The organism is Actinoalloteichus hymeniacidonis (assembly GCF_014203365.1).
GTDB classification, from domain to species: domain Bacteria; phylum Actinomycetota; class Actinomycetes; order Mycobacteriales; family Pseudonocardiaceae; genus Actinoalloteichus_A; species Actinoalloteichus_A hymeniacidonis.
In genome coordinates this window covers 610,981-625,313 of sequence record NZ_JACHIS010000001.1, presented here as the reverse complement: position 1 = coordinate 625,313, position 14,333 = coordinate 610,981, and the positions used below count along the sequence as shown (strand labels likewise).

Here is a 14,333-nt window from a genome sequence, read left to right as displayed (position 1 = left end):
CCGCGGCACTGGGATAGAGACGCCACCACACGAATCCGTACATCCGCGAGCCGATCACCCCCGAAAGAGTGAGCCCGAGGTGGCTTCTCAGGCGCGCAGGGCCGCGTATGCGGGCTTGATGACGTCCTCGATCAACGCCGTGCGCTCATCGAGATCGAGGAACACCGACTCGATCGCATTGAGGGTGAAACGCTCGATGTCGTCCCAGCCGTAGTCGAAGGTCGACGCGAGCTTGTCGAACTCACTGGACACCGTGCAGCCGCTCATCAGCCGGTTGTCGGTGTTCACCGTGACGCGGAAGCCCAGTCCGGCCAACTGTCCGAAGGGGTGCTTCTCGAAGGACTCCGCCGCACCGGTCTGCAGGTTGGAGGAGGGGCAGAGCTCCAGCGGGATGCCCCGGTCGCGAACGTAGGCGGCGAGCCTGCCCAAGGTCACGCTGCCGTCCTCGGCGACGGTGATGTCATCGGCGATCCGCAGACCGTGGCCGATCCGCTCGGTGCCGCAGCGCGCCACCGCCTCCTGGATCGAGGGCAGGCCGTACGCCTCGCCCGCGTGGATCGTGAAGTGCGCGTTGCTGTCCCGCAGGTAGTCGAAGGCCGCCTGGCAACGGGTGGGAGGGAAGCCGTCCTCCGGGCCTGCGATGTCGAAGCCGACGACCCCGGCGTCGCGGTGCCGCACGGCGAGTTCGGCGATCTCCAGTGCACGGTCGTTCTGCCGCATGGCGCACAACAGGGCGCCGACGCGAATCCGGTGTCCGGCCGACTCGGCCGCCGCCGAACCCTGCTCGAAGCCCTCGGTGAGCGCGCTGACGACCTCGTCCAGCTTCAGACCGCCCGCCTCGAACAGCTCGGGCGCGTACCGCACCTCGGCGTACACCACGCCGTCGGCAGCAAGGTCCTGTGCGCATTCCGACGCCACCCGCACCAGGGCGTCCTTCGTCTGCATCACCGCGACGGTGTGCGCGAAGGTCTCCAGATAACGCACCAGGGAACCGGAGTCCGCCGCGTCGCGGAACCACTTCGCCAGCGTGGCCTCGTCGGTGCTGGGCAATTCCTGATAACCGACCGCCTCGGCGAGTTCGATCACTGTCTTCGGCCGCAGCCCGCCGTCGAGATGGTCGTGCAACAACACCTTCGGCGCGCGCCGAATCGCTTCCAAAGTCACCGGGGTCGACATGGGGCTAACTTATCGCCACGCCGTCGGAGTCCGATCGCCCCGGGGACGCCGATCCAGGCGATATGATCAAGTGCGTCGGGATGATCTCACTCCAGTGGTTCGTCGAACTCGCTCCATCGGTCGGTAGTCGATGGGTGGACGGTCACGATTAGGGGTGAGCCAGTAGATCGATCGGTAGAGGTATTCCTACACTCGTTCGATAATCGAAGATCACCTACGCCTCTTCAACAGTTCGTGGGCGCCCCACCTGTCCGCACGCCTGGTAACCGGGCTGACGCAGGGGGTGGTTTCGCGTCCCGTCCGAACTGGCTAGGCTCGGTGTGGTCGCCCCATCCCCTCGACGAAGGTCGCCCCTGCCGTGAACGAGAACAACCACTCTGCGTTGTCGTTCGATCGGATGCGCAGCATGCTCACGCGTGCAGCGGAAATCCGCGACAGCGAACAGCAGCAAATCTTCGACGCGTTGGACGAGATTCACGCGCGGCTCTCCCCCCTGGAGTCGCTGGGCTCGGTCCGCAAGCGGATCTCCGAGCTGCCCGACCGCACCGAGGTCGGCGTCTTGGCCGAACGGCTCGACGACGCTCTGGCGAGACTGGAATCGCAGGACACCGCGATCGCGGGTCTGCTGCAGGCGGTCGACGGTCTGGTCGACAAGCTCTCGACTCCCTACCAGCAGCTCGATGGACGCCTCGACGGCGTCTCGGGCCGGATGGAAGGGATGGAGGACCGGCTGGTCAACGTCCACAAGCGACTCGACGAACTCGGTCTGCACCTGGAGAAGCAGGACGGCAGGCTCGAGGCCCTGCCTGCCTCGGTCCAGAACCCGGTTCGGGAGCGGATCGACGTCCTGGAGCTGTCGCTGCGTTCGCGCATCGACGAGGTCGACGAGGGAGTGCACGAGCACCTCGACGGCACCAAGGACTCGCTGCACCGCTCCGTGACCGAGGCCTCCGACGGCGTGCGCAGCGCCGTGGAGAACAGCCGCGATGCGGTGCAGGGGCGCATCGAGGACACCAGGGCATCGGTGCACGCCAAGCTCGACGATCTGATGAGCAGGCCCGCCGTCGACCCGACGGAGAAGCTCGACGCGCTGGCCGACCGGCTGGAGCAGCTCAATGCGCGACTGCGCGACGTCTCCGGCCGCGTCGACCAGGTGGATGCGGGTCTGACGAGCCGGATCGGCGAGCTCAACGACGCCGTCGACAACAAGCTGCGCGAGGTCGACCAGGACGTGGTCAACCGGCTCGGCGAGGTCAACCAGGCCGTGGAGGACCACCTCAGCCGGATCGACGGCACCCTGGCCAACCGACCGGACACCGAAGCGCTCAACAACATGGTGCGCAGCGCCAACGAGGCGTCCGAGCGGCGCAACGCGGGCCAGCTCGACGAGGCGATGGCCACCTTCGCGGAGCTCATCCTCGGTGGCGGTGCACCCAGCGCTCCCCCGCCGCCCACCCCGTTGCCGCGTCAGCAGCGTCGGGCCAGCCGAGGCAAGCCCGGCAAGAACCGTGACACGGACAAGGACGACGACACGGACTCGGCGATCGAGAGCGCCTGAGTACACCGAGCAACGCACGAGTCGAGGCGGACGCACGATGTGAAGCGGGCCGGGGTGAATTCCCCGGCCCGCTTCCTCGTCTGATGTGGATCGACCGACACCGCGTCGGTCGGCCTCGGTTCCGGCTCAGTCCGCCGTCGTACGGATGACGTCCTTGACCAGTTGCGGCGCCGACGTCGAATCCGCCTGCGGCACCCCGATCTCGACCGAACCCTCCAGCGCGGCCAACGCGGCGGGGACCAGGTCCGGGTTGTCGGTGTACAACTCGAACAGCGGTTGTCCCGGCGCCACCTGCTCGCCCAGCGACGCCAGCAGTCGGACACCGGCCCCCGCCGACACCGAGTCCTCCTTGCGGGCCCGACCGGCGCCGAGCCGCCAGGCCGCGATGCCCACCTGGTAGGCGTCCATCCGCAGCACGGTGCCCCCCTCGGGCGCGGCGACCTCGTGGCGGTGTGCGGCCGTCGGCAGCGGCGCGTCGGGATCGCCACCCTGCGCCCGGATCATTCGCGCCCAGGTCTCATAGGCGCGGCCGGAGGCCAGGACCGCGGCCGGATCCGCCGCACCCTCGACGTCGATGCCGACCAGCCGCAGCATCTCCCGGGCCAGTTCCACCGTCAACGCGACGACGTCGGCAGGCCCGCCGCCCTGCAACACCTCGACGGATTCGGCCACCTCGATGGCATTGCCGACGGTGCGGCCCAACGGCGTGTTCATGTCGGTGAGCAGCGCGCTGGTGCGCAGGCCCTGTTGGGCACCGATCCCCACCAGTGCCTCGGCCAGCGCCCGCGCGTCGGCATCGCTCTTCATGAACGCGCCCGAACCCGATTTCACGTCCAACACGAGCGCGTCGACGCCCTCGGCGAGCTTCTTGCCCATGATGGAACCCGCGATCAGCGGGACGGATTCCACGGTGCCGGTGACATCGCGCAGTGCGTAGAGCTTCTTGTCCGCCGGTGCCAAGCCGTCCGTCGGCGCGCAGATCACCGCGCCCACCGAGTTGAGCTGGTCCCGGATCTCGTCGGGAGACAGTGCGGCCCGCCAACCCGGAATCGACTCCAGCTTGTCCAGGGTGCCGCCGGTGTGGCCGAGGCCCCTACCGGACAACTGCGGGACGGCGGCACCGCAGGCGGCCACCAGGGGCGCCAACGGCAGGGTGATCTTGTCGCCGACTCCGCCGGTGGAGTGCTTGTCGACGGTGGGGCGGGTGACCCCGCCGAGGTCGAGCCGGTCGCCGGAATGCACCATCGCCCGGGTCCAACGAGCCGTCTCGGCGCCGTCCATGCCATTGAGCAGGATGGCCATCGCCAGCGCGGACATCTGTTCGTCGGCGACGACTCCCCTGGTGTAGCCGTCGATCACCCAGTCGATCTGGTCGTCGGAGAGCCTGCCGCCGTCCCGCTTGGTGCGGATGACGTCCACGGCGTTGTGGCTGCCGGTCATCGATCTCCCTTCGATTCCCGCCGGATCAGGCGGGCCCTGCTACTGGCCGCTGGAGCGTCCCGGCAGATCCGCCGGTCCGAAAGCATCGGGCAACACCCTGGTCATCGGCAGTACCCCGCTCGGTGTGTCGATCAGGCAGTCGCCGCCACCGAACTCGTAGATGACCTGCCGACACCGACCGCAGGGCATCAACAGATCCCCGGCGCCGCTGCGGCAGGCCAAGGCCACCAATCGGCCGCCACCGGTGAGTCGCAGTTGGCCGACCAGCGTGCACTCAGCGCACAGGCCAAGGCCGTACGAGGCGTTCTCCACGTTGCAGCCGGTGATCACCCTGCCGTCGTCGCACACCGCCGCGGCGCCGACCTGCAACCCGGAATAGGGGCAGTAGGCCAGGCCCGCCGCCGTCACCGCGGCGGTCCGCAGGCCCGCCCAGTCGATGTGCTCGGTGTCCATCACCGTGTCCACTCGTGCTCCTCGTTCGTCCCGTGCCGGTCTGTTCGGGTCGGATCGGCGGGATAACCCCGCAGGCGGTCAGGCCGACCGGTGTCTGCTCTGCGACCGGAAGCAGACCGGGGACGACGTCTCGGCGACGCCGTCCCCGGTGCGGACTGCCTGCTGATCGAGCCGGTCAGCCCGACGTCAATCCCCCTCGCCTCGGCGATAGGTATCGCCGTTGGCCGCGGGCGGTCTGAGTTTCTGCGCGGCGAAGGCGAGTACCAAGAGGGTCACCAGGTGCGGCGCGTAGGCCAGCAGTTCGCGGGGCAGCTCCTCCGTCGTCCAGTACAGCGCGTAGAGCACACCCGCGCCCACCATCGAGGCCGCCGCGACGATCCAGCGCCGCCGAAGCAGTTGGACGACCGCGATGCCGACGATCAGCAGGGCCGCGCCGTACAGCAGGGCGTGCACGGTGATCTCGCCTTGGCGCAGCCGCAGTCCGTCGGCATAGCCGAACAGTGCCGAACCGCCGAGTAGCCCGGTCGGTCGCCAGTTGCCGAAGATCATCGCCGCGAGGCCGATGTAACCGCGACCGTTGACCTGGCCTTCCGCGTAGCCGGGCTGGCCCGGGTTGAGCACCAGCGCCGCACCACCGATACCCGCCAAGGCACCGGAGACCAGCATCGCCGAGTACTTGTAGAGGTAGACGTTGACGCCGAGCGACTCGGCCGCCACGGGGTTCTCCCCGCAGGACCGCAAACGCAGACCGAACTTGCTGCGCCACAGGATCAGGTAGCTGAGCGGAACCATCAGGATTCCGAACATCACCAGCGGCGACACGCCGGTCACCAACCCACGCAGGATGCCTGCGACATCGGAGATGCCGACCCGGTTCATCGCCTCCAACTCGCCCAACCACTGTGACAAGGGCTGCGCCGAGTAGGTCTCGAACTTGTCGACCGGCGGTGAGGCCCTGGGGTTGTTGGAGATCGGCGCGAAGATCAGGGTCGAGAGGTACTTCGTGATGCCGAGTCCGAGCAGGTTGATCGCCACACCGGAGACGATGTGATTGACGCCGAAGGTCACGGTGGCCAGGGCGTGCAGCGCACCGCCGACCGCGCCGAACACCGCAGCGGCCAACAGACCCGCCCACGGGCCCCAGTGGAACGCGGCCCACGCCGCACCCCAGGTGCCCAACACCATCATGCCTTCGAGACCGATGTTGATCACGCCTGCGCGTTCGGCCCAGAGCCCGCCGAGGGCGGCGAGCAGGATCGGTAGCGCGAGCCGCACGGTGGACTCGATGGTGCCCGAGGCAGTGAGCTGGGTGAGGCCGGTCAGGTACGAGGTCGTGGACAGCACGACGATGATCGCGGCGACCCACAACGCTGCGGAGGCCCACGCGGGGAACCGCCGCTTGGATGCACCCCCCGCCCTGCGCAGCGGCGCGGCCGAGGGATTGGCACCACCCGACGGTGGTGACACGCCGATGTTCATGAGGCACCTCCGTCGGCCGCCGGCGGCGGCGGGTCATTGCGCGTGGACCGAGACGGCGGATCGTCTGCGGCCGAGGCGGACGGGTCCTGGTCGGTGGTCGACGGCGCGTCGGACTCGCCGTCGGCGGTGGCACTCGGTGCACCTGCGGGAACGACAGCGGGCGCGCCTGCACCGGTGTCCGAGCCGACCTCGCGCTGCTGAGCCCGAAGCTGACTGCGTCGAACGACCTCGTAGGCGACCACCACGGACAGCACGATCGCGCCCTGCATGATGGTGACGATCTCCCTGGGCACCCCGACGTTGTCGAGGGCCAACGCACTCTTGTCCAGGAAGGCCCAGAGCAACGCGCCGAAGGCGATACCCACCGGGTGGTTGCGGCCGAGCAGGGCCACGGCCAGACCGGTGAAGCCGTAACCGGCCGGGAAGTTCAGGCTGAAGGTGTGATCACGGCCGAGGAGTTCCGGTAGCCCGGCCAGACCGGCGACCGCGCCGGAGATCAGCAGGGCCGTGAGGACCATCCGCTTGGCATTCACGCCGCCTGCGGTGGCGGCGGTCTGCGACATGCCCGAGGCCCGCAGCTCGAATCCGAATCGGGTGCGGTTGAGCAGGATCCAGTAGCCGACGCCGAGCGCCGCCGCCAGGAAGACCAGTCCGAACACGGTGCCGGAGTTGCCGATGGTGATGCCGGGAACCTGACCGGATTCGGGGATGTAGGCCGTGCCGATGTTGTTGCCGCGCATCTCGCCGAACATGTCATCGCGGATCAGGTACGCGATCACGCCGAGCGAGATCGCGTTGAGCATGATCGTCGAGATGACCTCGGAGACGCCCCGGTAGACCTTGAGCACGGCCGCGATGCCGACCCAGGCCGCGCCGACCACGGCCGCCACCAGGATGACGACGATCGCGTGCAGACCGGGCGGCAGGACGATGGCACCGCCGACACAGGCCGCGACGCAGGCGGCCAACCGGTACTGGCCCTCGATACCGATGTTGAGCAGGTTCATCTGGAAGCCGATCGCGGCCGCCAGTGCGACGAAGTAGTAGGACGCCGCCGTGTTGACGATGTCCACCGCGGTGCTGCCCCGGCCGACCTGGCCGATCATCACACCCAGTGCTTCCAGCGGGTTGCTGCCGGAGATCAGCAGCGTCAGGCTGCACAGCACCACGGCGAAGCCGATGGCCAGTGCGGGCGGCAGCAGCCTGGCACGAATCGAGCCCATCACCGTTCCCTGTCCTCGTCGTCCTCGCCCGACGTCGGTCCGTCGTCGTGCCTGGTCTTGTCGGTGGACCCGGCGTCGGCGGAATCGGACTCGGCCGCCGGGCCTGCCCCCGCGTCGGTGCTCGCGCCCGTCATCGCGGCGCCCAGTTCCTCGGGCGTCACCGTGTGTGGGTCCGCATCGGCGACCAACCGGCCGCGCAGCATGACCTTGATCGTGTCGGAGAGGCCGATCAGCTCGTCGAGATCGGCGGAGATCAGCAGCACCGCGAGTCCGTTGGCTCTGGCCCGCTTGATGTGATCCCAGATCCCGGCCTGCGCACCCACGTCGACACCCCGGGTGGGGTGCGAGGCGATCAGCAGCACCGGGTCGCCGGAGAGCTCCCGGCCGACCACGAGTTTCTGTTGGTTCCCACCGGACAACGCGCCGACCACGACGTCGATGTTCGGGGTGCGCACGTCGAACTGCTCGACGATGCGTTCGGTGTCCCGGCGAGCGCCGTCGAGGTCCAGCCACGGACCCCGTGCCACCGGCGGGCGGGTCTGATACCCCAGGATGCGGTTGGACCACAGCGGTTCACCGAGCAGCAGTCCGTGCCGGGTGCGGTCCTCGGGGACATAACCGATGCCCGCCGCGCGACGGGCCAGCGTGCCCGCGTCGGTGACATCGCGATCGCCGAGTTCCACCCGACCCTTGTTCGCCTTGCGGATGCCCATCAGCGTCTCGACCAGCTCGACCTGGCCGTTGCCCTCGACGCCCGCGATACCCAGGATCTCGCCGGAGCGGACCACCAGGTCGACGTCGTCGAGCACGATCCGGTCACCAGACTCGTCCCGCAACGCGAGGTCGCTGACCCGAAGCACCACCCGGTCGGTGACCGTGGACTCCCGGGTCTCCGGGCTGGGCAGTTCGCTGCCGACCATCATCTCGGCGAGCTGCCGGGAGCTGATCGCCCGAGGGTCGGCCTTTCCGACGGTGGTGCCGCGTCGGATCACCGTGACGGTGTCGGCGATCGCGCGCACCTCGTCGAGCTTGTGGGAGATGAACAGGAAGGTGAACCCCTGGCGCTGCATGCCGCGCAGCGTCTCGAAGAGTTCGTCGACCTCCTGTGGGACGAGCACGGCGGTCGGCTCGTCGAGGATGACGATCCGGGCACCCCGGTACAGGACCTTGAGGATCTCCACCCGCTGCCGGTCGGCGACGCCCAGCTGCTCGACGGGCAGGGACAGGTCGACGTGCAGACCGGTCTGGCCCGCCAGCTCGGCGATCCGCTTCCGCGCCTTGGCCCCGATGCCGTGCAGCTTCTCGGCGCCGAGGACCACGTTCTCCAGCACCGTGAGGTTGTCGGCCAGCATGAAATGCTGGTGGACCATCCCGATGCCCGCAGCGATGGCATCCGATGGGGAACGGAAGTCGACTCGCTCGCCGTTGATCTCGATGGTGCCCTCGTCGGGTTGCTGCATCCCGTAGAGGATCTTCATCAGGGTCGACTTGCCCGCGCCGTTCTCACCGCACAGCGCGTGCACCTCGCCCTGCGCGACGACCAGCTCGACGTCGGAGTTGGCCACCACGCCGGGGAACCGCTTGGTGATACCGGAAAGCGCCACAGCGGGCGCGGGCCCGGCGGCGCCAGGCTGCCCGGAACTGGTCATCGGTCTCTTCTCTCAGTGGTTGTCGTGGGCGACCTGCCGAGATGATGCCGAGGTCGTTCACGCGGACGAGACCCCGTCCGTGCTGTTCTCTCACACGACGTGGGCCCACCCATCGGGCAGGCCCACGTCGAGCGGAGATCGATACGCCTCAGGGCGTGTCGGGAACCTCGATGTCGCCGGAGATGATGCCGGCCCGGTATCCCTCGAGTGCCTCGATGGTCTCCGGAGCGAGGAGATCACCGGAGGTGGAGTAGCCGACGCCGTCCACCTCCAGGTTGAACAGCTCCGGCATGACCGAGAGGTCGTCCTGCGCGACGGCGGCCAGGAAGTCGAAGACCGCGACGTCGACGCGCTTGAGCATCGAGGTGATGATGATCTCGTGGGCCTCGCCGACGATCTCCTGGTTGTACTGGTCGGAGTCGACGCCGATCGCCTTGATGTCGTCGGCGTAGGCGGCCTCGAACACACCCTGCCCGGAGGCACCCGAAGCGTGGTAGAGCACGTCGGCGCCCGCCTCGATCTGGCCGCGAGCGGCCTCGTTGCCCCGCGCCGGGTCCTGGAAACCGGTGATGTCGCTACCGGAGGTCAGGTAGGTGTTCTCGATGGTGATGTCGGGAGCGGCGGCCTGCGCGCCCGCGAGGAAGCCTGCCTCGAACTTCTGGATCAGCGGGTTCTCGACGCCGCCGACGAAGCCGATGTGGCAGTTCTCCGACTCGTACGCGGCGGCCACGCCGGTGAGGAACGAGCCCTCGTGCTCGGCGAACAGCAGACCGGTGACGTTGTCGGCCTCGGGAACGTCCGCGTCCACCAGGGCGAATTCGACGTCCGGGAACTCCTCGGCGACGATCTTGAAGGACTCGGCGTAGGCGAAGCCGACCCCGATGATCGGGTTGAAGCCCTCGTCGGCCAGCTGACGCAGTCGCGTCTGCTTGGCGTCCTCGGACTCGTTGGCGGCCGCGGTCAGCTCGCGGACGTTGTCCTCGGAGACGCCGAGTTCCTCGATGGCTCGGTCCAGCCCGGCGGCGGCGGCGTCGTTGAACGATGCGTCGCCACGGCCGCCGATGTCGTAGGCGAGGCCGACCCGCAGCTCGCTGCCGTCGACGTCCTCGGTCGGGACGGTCGACGGCGTCGCCTCGGCGTCGGCGACGGGCGCCTCGGCCAGCTCGCAGCCACCGTTGCCTGCGGCGGAGTCACCACCGCCGTCCCCGCCTCCCGAGCCACTGTCCCTCGCACAACCTGCGAGAGCCAGCGCCCCTGTGAGAGCGATGGCCGCTAGTGCGGCACCACGCGGTCGGCGCATGGTCGAGCTCCTTCCGAGAAGACATGTCACTCGAGCGTCCGCTGGTTGAGACGCCACGATGTGGGATGCCGAACCGTACCCGCTGGTCGGACCGGCTCGATAGCAGTCGGGTCGCGCGTAACCGAATTGTTGAGGCGAATTAACGACAGATCTGGCACCCCGACCGCCGACTGTGGTAGATCGACGCACTCAGCGCGACCGAATGCTGACAGTCGGACACCGCGCGTGTCCGACGACACGGTGTGAACCCGTAGTGAGCAGATGTGCCAGGTAACGGCACCCCGACCGGGGCACCCGGACGTTCGACAGGCCGGAAATCTCCTGTTCGGTCGATCACAGCAGGTACTGCCGGCTGTGCCTCGGCATTACCGGCGGTCTAGCATCCGAAATGTCAAGGCTTCGTCAGTACGTCGAGACCCGGTTCCCCACCGATCGTCCGGCGTCGCGGCGCGGCCGAGTCCACCAGAGACGTTGGAGGCCGTCCGTCATGGCCAGCACCACCGCCAACGCGGCGGGAGCCACGGACCGGGTCGGTAAGGCCCGACTCGGGGGCACCTTGTATCGGGGCGACCCCGGAATGTGGTCGTGGGTAGCACACCGCATCACCGGTGTGCTCGTGTTCTTCTTCCTGTTCGTCCATGTCCTCGACACGGCTCTGGTGCGGGTCTCGCCGCACGCATACGACGAGGTCATCGCCACCTACAAGAGTCCGATCATGATCCTGTTCGAACTGGGTCTGGTCGGTGCGGTGCTCTACCACGCACTCAACGGCATCCGCGTGATGCTCGTCGACTTCTGGGGCAAGGGCATCAAGTATCAGCGCCCCATGCTGTGGACCATCGTCGGTATCTGGCTGCTCGTCATGATCCCGGGGTCCTACTACCTGATCAGCAAGGGCATCGCGGAACTGTTCGGGGGAAGCTGACAATGACCAGTGCAACCGATGCGACACCGAGCATCGCCTCACCGCGCTCCCCCCGCAGGCCCGCCGCACGCCGCAGCAATTTCGAGCTGTACAGCTGGCTGTTCATGCGGCTTTCCGGTCTGCTGCTGGTCGTACTGGTGCTCGGCCACCTGACCATCATGTTGTTCCTCGATGACGGCGTTCAGCGGATCAACTTCGCCTTCGTCGCCGGTCGTTGGGCCTCGCCCTTCTGGCAGTTCTGGGACCTGACCATGCTGTGGCTGGCCGGTTTGCACGGCGCCAACGGACTGCGGACCGTGATCGACGACTACGCCCGCAAGGACGGCACGCGGTTCTGGCTGAAGATGCTGTTGGCGGCATCGATGGTGCTGATCATCGGTCTGGGCACCTTCGTGCTGTTCACCTTCGACCCGAACATCGGCAGCTGATTCCTCCCGCCCGATTCGGGGGGTCGACGAACGCGAGGGTCCGGCGCACGACGCGGTCGGCCCCGACATGATGGAGAAGCGCTCATGCAGTTCCACAAGTACGACGTGGTGATCATCGGGGCAGGCGGCGCCGGCATGCGGGCCGCCATCGAGTCTGGCCAGCGGACCCGGACGGCAGTGCTCACCAAGCTCTACCCGACTCGGTCGCACACCGGCGCGGCGCAGGGCGGCATGTGTGCCGCCCTGGCCAACGTCGAGGAGGACAACTGGGAGTGGCACACCTACGACACCATCAAGGGCGGCGACTACCTCGTCGACCAGGATGCCGCCGAGGTGATGGCCAAGGAGGCCGTGGACGCCGTCCTCGACCTGGAGAAGATGGGCCTGCCGTTCAACCGGACGCCCGAGGGCAAGATCGACCAGCGTCGATTCGGCGGGCACACGCGTAACCACGGCGAGGCTGCGGTGCGCCGCGCCTGCTACGCGGCCGACCGGACCGGCCACATGATCCTGCAGACGCTGTACCAGAACTGCATCAAGCACGGCGTCGAGTTCTACAACGAGTTCTACGTGCTCGACATCGTCATGACCGAGACCGAGGACGGACCGGTCTGCACCGGGGCCATCGCCTACGAGCTCGCGACCGGCGAACTGCACGTCTTCCAGGCCAAGGCCGTCATCTTCGCGACCGGCGGTTTCGGCAAGGTCTTCAAGACCACCTCCAACGCGCACACCCTCACCGGCGACGGCATGGCGATCGTCTTCCGCAAGGGCCTGCCGCTGGAGGACATGGAGTTCTACCAGTTCCACCCGACCGGCCTGGCAGGCCTGGGCATCCTGCTCACCGAGGGCGCCAGGGCCGAGGGCGGCATCCTGCGTAACGACTCGGGTGAGCGGTTCATGGAGCGCTACGCGCCGACCATGAAGGACCTCGCAGCCCGAGACGTGGTGTCTCGCGCGATGTCCACCGAGGTCCGCGAGGGCCGGGGCGCGGGTCCGCACAAGGACTACGTGCTGCTGGACCTCACCCACCTCGGTGCCGACGTCCTCGAGGCGAAGCTGCCCGACATCACCGAGTTCTCCCGCACCTACCTGGGCATCGACCCGGTCGACGAGCCGGTGCCGGTGTACCCGACCGCGCACTACGCGATGGGCGGCATCCCGACCAACATCGCGGGTGAGGCGCTGCGCGACTCGGAGAACGTCGTTCCCGGTCTGTACGCCGCGGGCGAGGTCGCCTGTGTCTCCGTGCACGGCGCGAACCGGCTGGGCACCAACTCGCTGCTCGATATCAACGTCTTCGGCCGTCGGGCGGGCATCGCCGCCGCCGAGTACGTCGCGGGCCGCGAGTACATCGACATGCCGGAGAACCCCGCCGCCGGGGTGGCGGACATGGTGGAGCGGTTGAAGACGGCCACCGGTCGGGAGCGGGTGGCCAACATCCGCACCGAGCTGCAGGCCACCATGGACGCCAACGCGTCGGTGTACCGCACCGAGGAGACCCTCAAGCAGGCGCTCCACGACGTCCAGTTGCTCAAGGAGCGTTACTCCAGGGTGTCCATCCAGGACGCCGGTCTTCGGTTCAACACCGATCTGTTGGAGGCCATCGAACTCGGCTTCCTGCTGGAGCTGGCCGAGGTGCTGGTCGTTGGGGCGATCAACCGCAAGGAGTCCAGGGGCGGTCACGCTCGCGAGGACTACACCAGCCGCGACGACGTCAACTTCCTCCGGCACACCATGGCCTACCGGCAGCCGACGGACCAGGGTGCGGAGACCCCCGTACTGGACGGGCTGACCGCCGAGATCCGGCTCGACTACAAGCCGGTCGTCCTCACCCGCTACCAGCCGATGGAGCGCAAGTACTGATGTCTGCCCCCACCACGAGCAAACCGGAAGCCACCGAGCCGGAACAGCGGGACCCCGGCGCCCCGCCGCCTGCTCCGGAGGGCTCGACCATCGTCACGGTCAAGATCATGCGCTTCAACCCGGAACGGGACAGCGAACCGCACTGGGAGTCGTTCGACGTTCCCGCGCTGCCCACCGACCGGGTGCTGAACCTGCTGCACCACGTCAAGTGGTACCAGGACGGCACGCTGGCCTTCCGACGGTCCTGTGCGCACGGCATCTGTGGTTCGGACGCCATGCGGATCAACGGCGTGAACCGGCTGGCCTGCAAGGTACTGGTCAAGGACCTCTCCGCAGCCGAGGGCAAGCACACCACGATCACCATCGAGGCGATCAAGGGCCTGAAGGTCGAGAAGGACCTGATCGTCGACATGGAGCCCTTCTTCGAGGCGTTCCGCGCGGTCAAGCCCTACCTGATCACCAGCGGCAACGAGCCCACCCGCGAGCGGGTGCAGTCGGTCGCCGATCGGGAGCGCTTCGACGACACCACCAAGTGCATCCTGTGCGCGGCCTGCACCTCGTCGTGCCCGGTGTACTGGACCGACGAGAAGTACTTCGGTCCGGCGGCGATCGTCAACGCGCACCGGTTCATCTTCGACAGCCGGGACGAGGCCGCCGAGGAGCGGCTCGACATCCTGAACGACGCAGAGGGCGTGTGGCGCTGCCGCACGACGTTCAACTGCACCGATGCCTGTCCGCGTGGCATCCAGGTGACCAAGGCGATTCAAGAGGTCAAGCGGGCTCTGCTCTTCCGGCGAGTCTGATCTCATCGGGCCGGGAACGGGTAACCGTCCCCG

Annotated in this window: 12 protein-coding genes; 5 read left to right on the top strand and 7 right to left on the bottom strand. The window is 67.9% G+C overall.

All coding sequences use genetic code 11. The features are described from left to right. Window positions 1-87: 87 nt before the first annotated feature. Window positions 88-1,176 (bottom strand): adenosine deaminase, encoded by a 1,089-nt coding sequence (locus BKA25_RS02850; RefSeq protein WP_069852349.1) that lies wholly within the window; start codon window positions 1,174-1,176, stop codon window positions 88-90. A 358-nt stretch (window positions 1,177-1,534) separates the two neighbouring features. Between BKA25_RS02850 and BKA25_RS02845 the strand changes: the two genes are divergently transcribed. Then, complete coding sequence (locus BKA25_RS02845; RefSeq protein WP_172803868.1) at window positions 1,535-2,734, top strand: coiled-coil domain-containing protein; 1,200 nt, start codon at window positions 1,535-1,537, stop codon at window positions 2,732-2,734. A 126-nt stretch (window positions 2,735-2,860) separates the two neighbouring features. On the opposite strand, the gene BKA25_RS02840 is transcribed toward BKA25_RS02845, so the two are convergent. From BKA25_RS02840 to BKA25_RS02815, 6 genes are all read right to left on the bottom strand, one after another. Further along, the gene (locus BKA25_RS02840) at window positions 2,861-4,174 is read right to left on the bottom strand and encodes a thymidine phosphorylase (protein ID WP_069852351.1); all 1,314 of its coding nucleotides are present in this window, start codon (window positions 4,172-4,174) and stop codon (window positions 2,861-2,863) included. 39 nt (window positions 4,175-4,213) lie between these two features. Then, on the bottom strand, window positions 4,214-4,627 hold the full coding sequence (locus BKA25_RS02835; RefSeq protein WP_069854096.1) for a cytidine deaminase: 414 nt from the start codon (window positions 4,625-4,627) through the stop codon (window positions 4,214-4,216). Window positions 4,628-4,813: 186 nt separating this feature from the next. Further along, on the bottom strand, window positions 4,814-6,106 hold the full coding sequence (locus BKA25_RS02830; RefSeq protein ID WP_084643408.1) for an ABC transporter permease: 1,293 nt from the start codon (window positions 6,104-6,106) through the stop codon (window positions 4,814-4,816). After that, the gene (locus tag BKA25_RS02825) at window positions 6,103-7,329 is read right to left on the bottom strand and encodes an ABC transporter permease (RefSeq protein WP_084643409.1); all 1,227 of its coding nucleotides are present in this window, start codon (window positions 7,327-7,329) and stop codon (window positions 6,103-6,105) included. Before BKA25_RS02825 ends, BKA25_RS02830 begins: the two co-directional genes overlap by 4 nt. After that, window positions 7,329-8,978 (bottom strand): ABC transporter ATP-binding protein, encoded by a 1,650-nt coding sequence (locus BKA25_RS02820; protein WP_069852353.1) that lies wholly within the window; start codon window positions 8,976-8,978, stop codon window positions 7,329-7,331. The genes BKA25_RS02825 and BKA25_RS02820 overlap by 1 nt, the downstream gene beginning before the upstream one ends. Before the next feature lie 148 nt (window positions 8,979-9,126). Then, window positions 9,127-10,278, bottom strand: coding sequence for a BMP family lipoprotein (locus BKA25_RS02815; protein WP_069852354.1), 1,152 nt, complete (start codon window positions 10,276-10,278; stop codon window positions 9,127-9,129). A gap of 487 nt (window positions 10,279-10,765) precedes the next feature. Here BKA25_RS02815 and sdhC point away from each other — a divergent pair, with 487 nt between their 5' ends. The 4 genes from sdhC (at window position 10,766) to BKA25_RS02795 (ending at window position 14,300) form a co-directional block, all read left to right on the top strand. Continuing rightward, window positions 10,766-11,203 carry a succinate dehydrogenase, cytochrome b556 subunit gene (gene sdhC / locus BKA25_RS02810; protein ID WP_069852357.1) on the top strand — a complete coding sequence of 146 codons (438 nt, stop codon included), beginning with the start codon at window positions 10,766-10,768 and terminating at the stop codon, window positions 11,201-11,203. A 2-nt stretch (window positions 11,204-11,205) separates the two neighbouring features. Further along, on the top strand, window positions 11,206-11,631 hold the full coding sequence (locus BKA25_RS02805) for a succinate dehydrogenase hydrophobic membrane anchor subunit (RefSeq protein WP_069852359.1): 426 nt from the start codon (window positions 11,206-11,208) through the stop codon (window positions 11,629-11,631). Between the two features lie 84 nt (window positions 11,632-11,715). Next, window positions 11,716-13,497: a succinate dehydrogenase flavoprotein subunit gene (gene sdhA / locus BKA25_RS02800; protein ID WP_069852361.1), complete on the top strand. Its 1,782-nt coding sequence runs from the start codon at window positions 11,716-11,718 to the stop codon at window positions 13,495-13,497. Next, the gene (locus tag BKA25_RS02795; protein ID WP_069852363.1) at window positions 13,497-14,300 is read left to right on the top strand and encodes a succinate dehydrogenase iron-sulfur subunit; all 804 of its coding nucleotides are present in this window, start codon (window positions 13,497-13,499) and stop codon (window positions 14,298-14,300) included. Before sdhA ends, BKA25_RS02795 begins: the two co-directional genes overlap by 1 nt. Window positions 14,301-14,333: the final 33 nt, after the last annotated feature.

Bases quoted from the DNA above. Each gene is read 5' to 3' on its own strand.
- BKA25_RS02850 (WP_069852349.1), bottom strand. From the start codon at position 1,176: ATGTCGACCCCGGTGACTTTGGAAGCGATTCGGCGCGCGCCGAAGGTG.
- BKA25_RS02840 (WP_069852351.1), bottom strand. From the start codon at position 4,174: ATGACCGGCAGCCACAACGCCGTGGACGTCATCCGCACCAAGCGGGAC.
- BKA25_RS02835 (WP_069854096.1), bottom strand. From the start codon at position 4,627: ATGGACACCGAGCACATCGACTGGGCGGGCCTGCGGACCGCCGCGGTG.
- BKA25_RS02830 (WP_084643408.1), bottom strand. From the start codon at position 6,106: ATGAACATCGGCGTGTCACCACCGTCGGGTGGTGCCAATCCCTCGGCC.
- BKA25_RS02825 (WP_084643409.1), bottom strand. From the start codon at position 7,329: ATGGGCTCGATTCGTGCCAGGCTGCTGCCGCCCGCACTGGCCATCGGC.
- BKA25_RS02820 (WP_069852353.1), bottom strand. From the start codon at position 8,978: ATGACCAGTTCCGGGCAGCCTGGCGCCGCCGGGCCCGCGCCCGCTGTG.
- BKA25_RS02815 (WP_069852354.1), bottom strand. From the start codon at position 10,278: ATGCGCCGACCGCGTGGTGCCGCACTAGCGGCCATCGCTCTCACAGGG.
- sdhC (WP_069852357.1), top strand. From the start codon at position 10,766: ATGGCCAGCACCACCGCCAACGCGGCGGGAGCCACGGACCGGGTCGGT.
- BKA25_RS02805 (WP_069852359.1), top strand. From the start codon at position 11,206: ATGACCAGTGCAACCGATGCGACACCGAGCATCGCCTCACCGCGCTCC.
- sdhA (WP_069852361.1), top strand. From the start codon at position 11,716: ATGCAGTTCCACAAGTACGACGTGGTGATCATCGGGGCAGGCGGCGCC.
- BKA25_RS02795 (WP_069852363.1), top strand. From the start codon at position 13,497: ATGTCTGCCCCCACCACGAGCAAACCGGAAGCCACCGAGCCGGAACAG.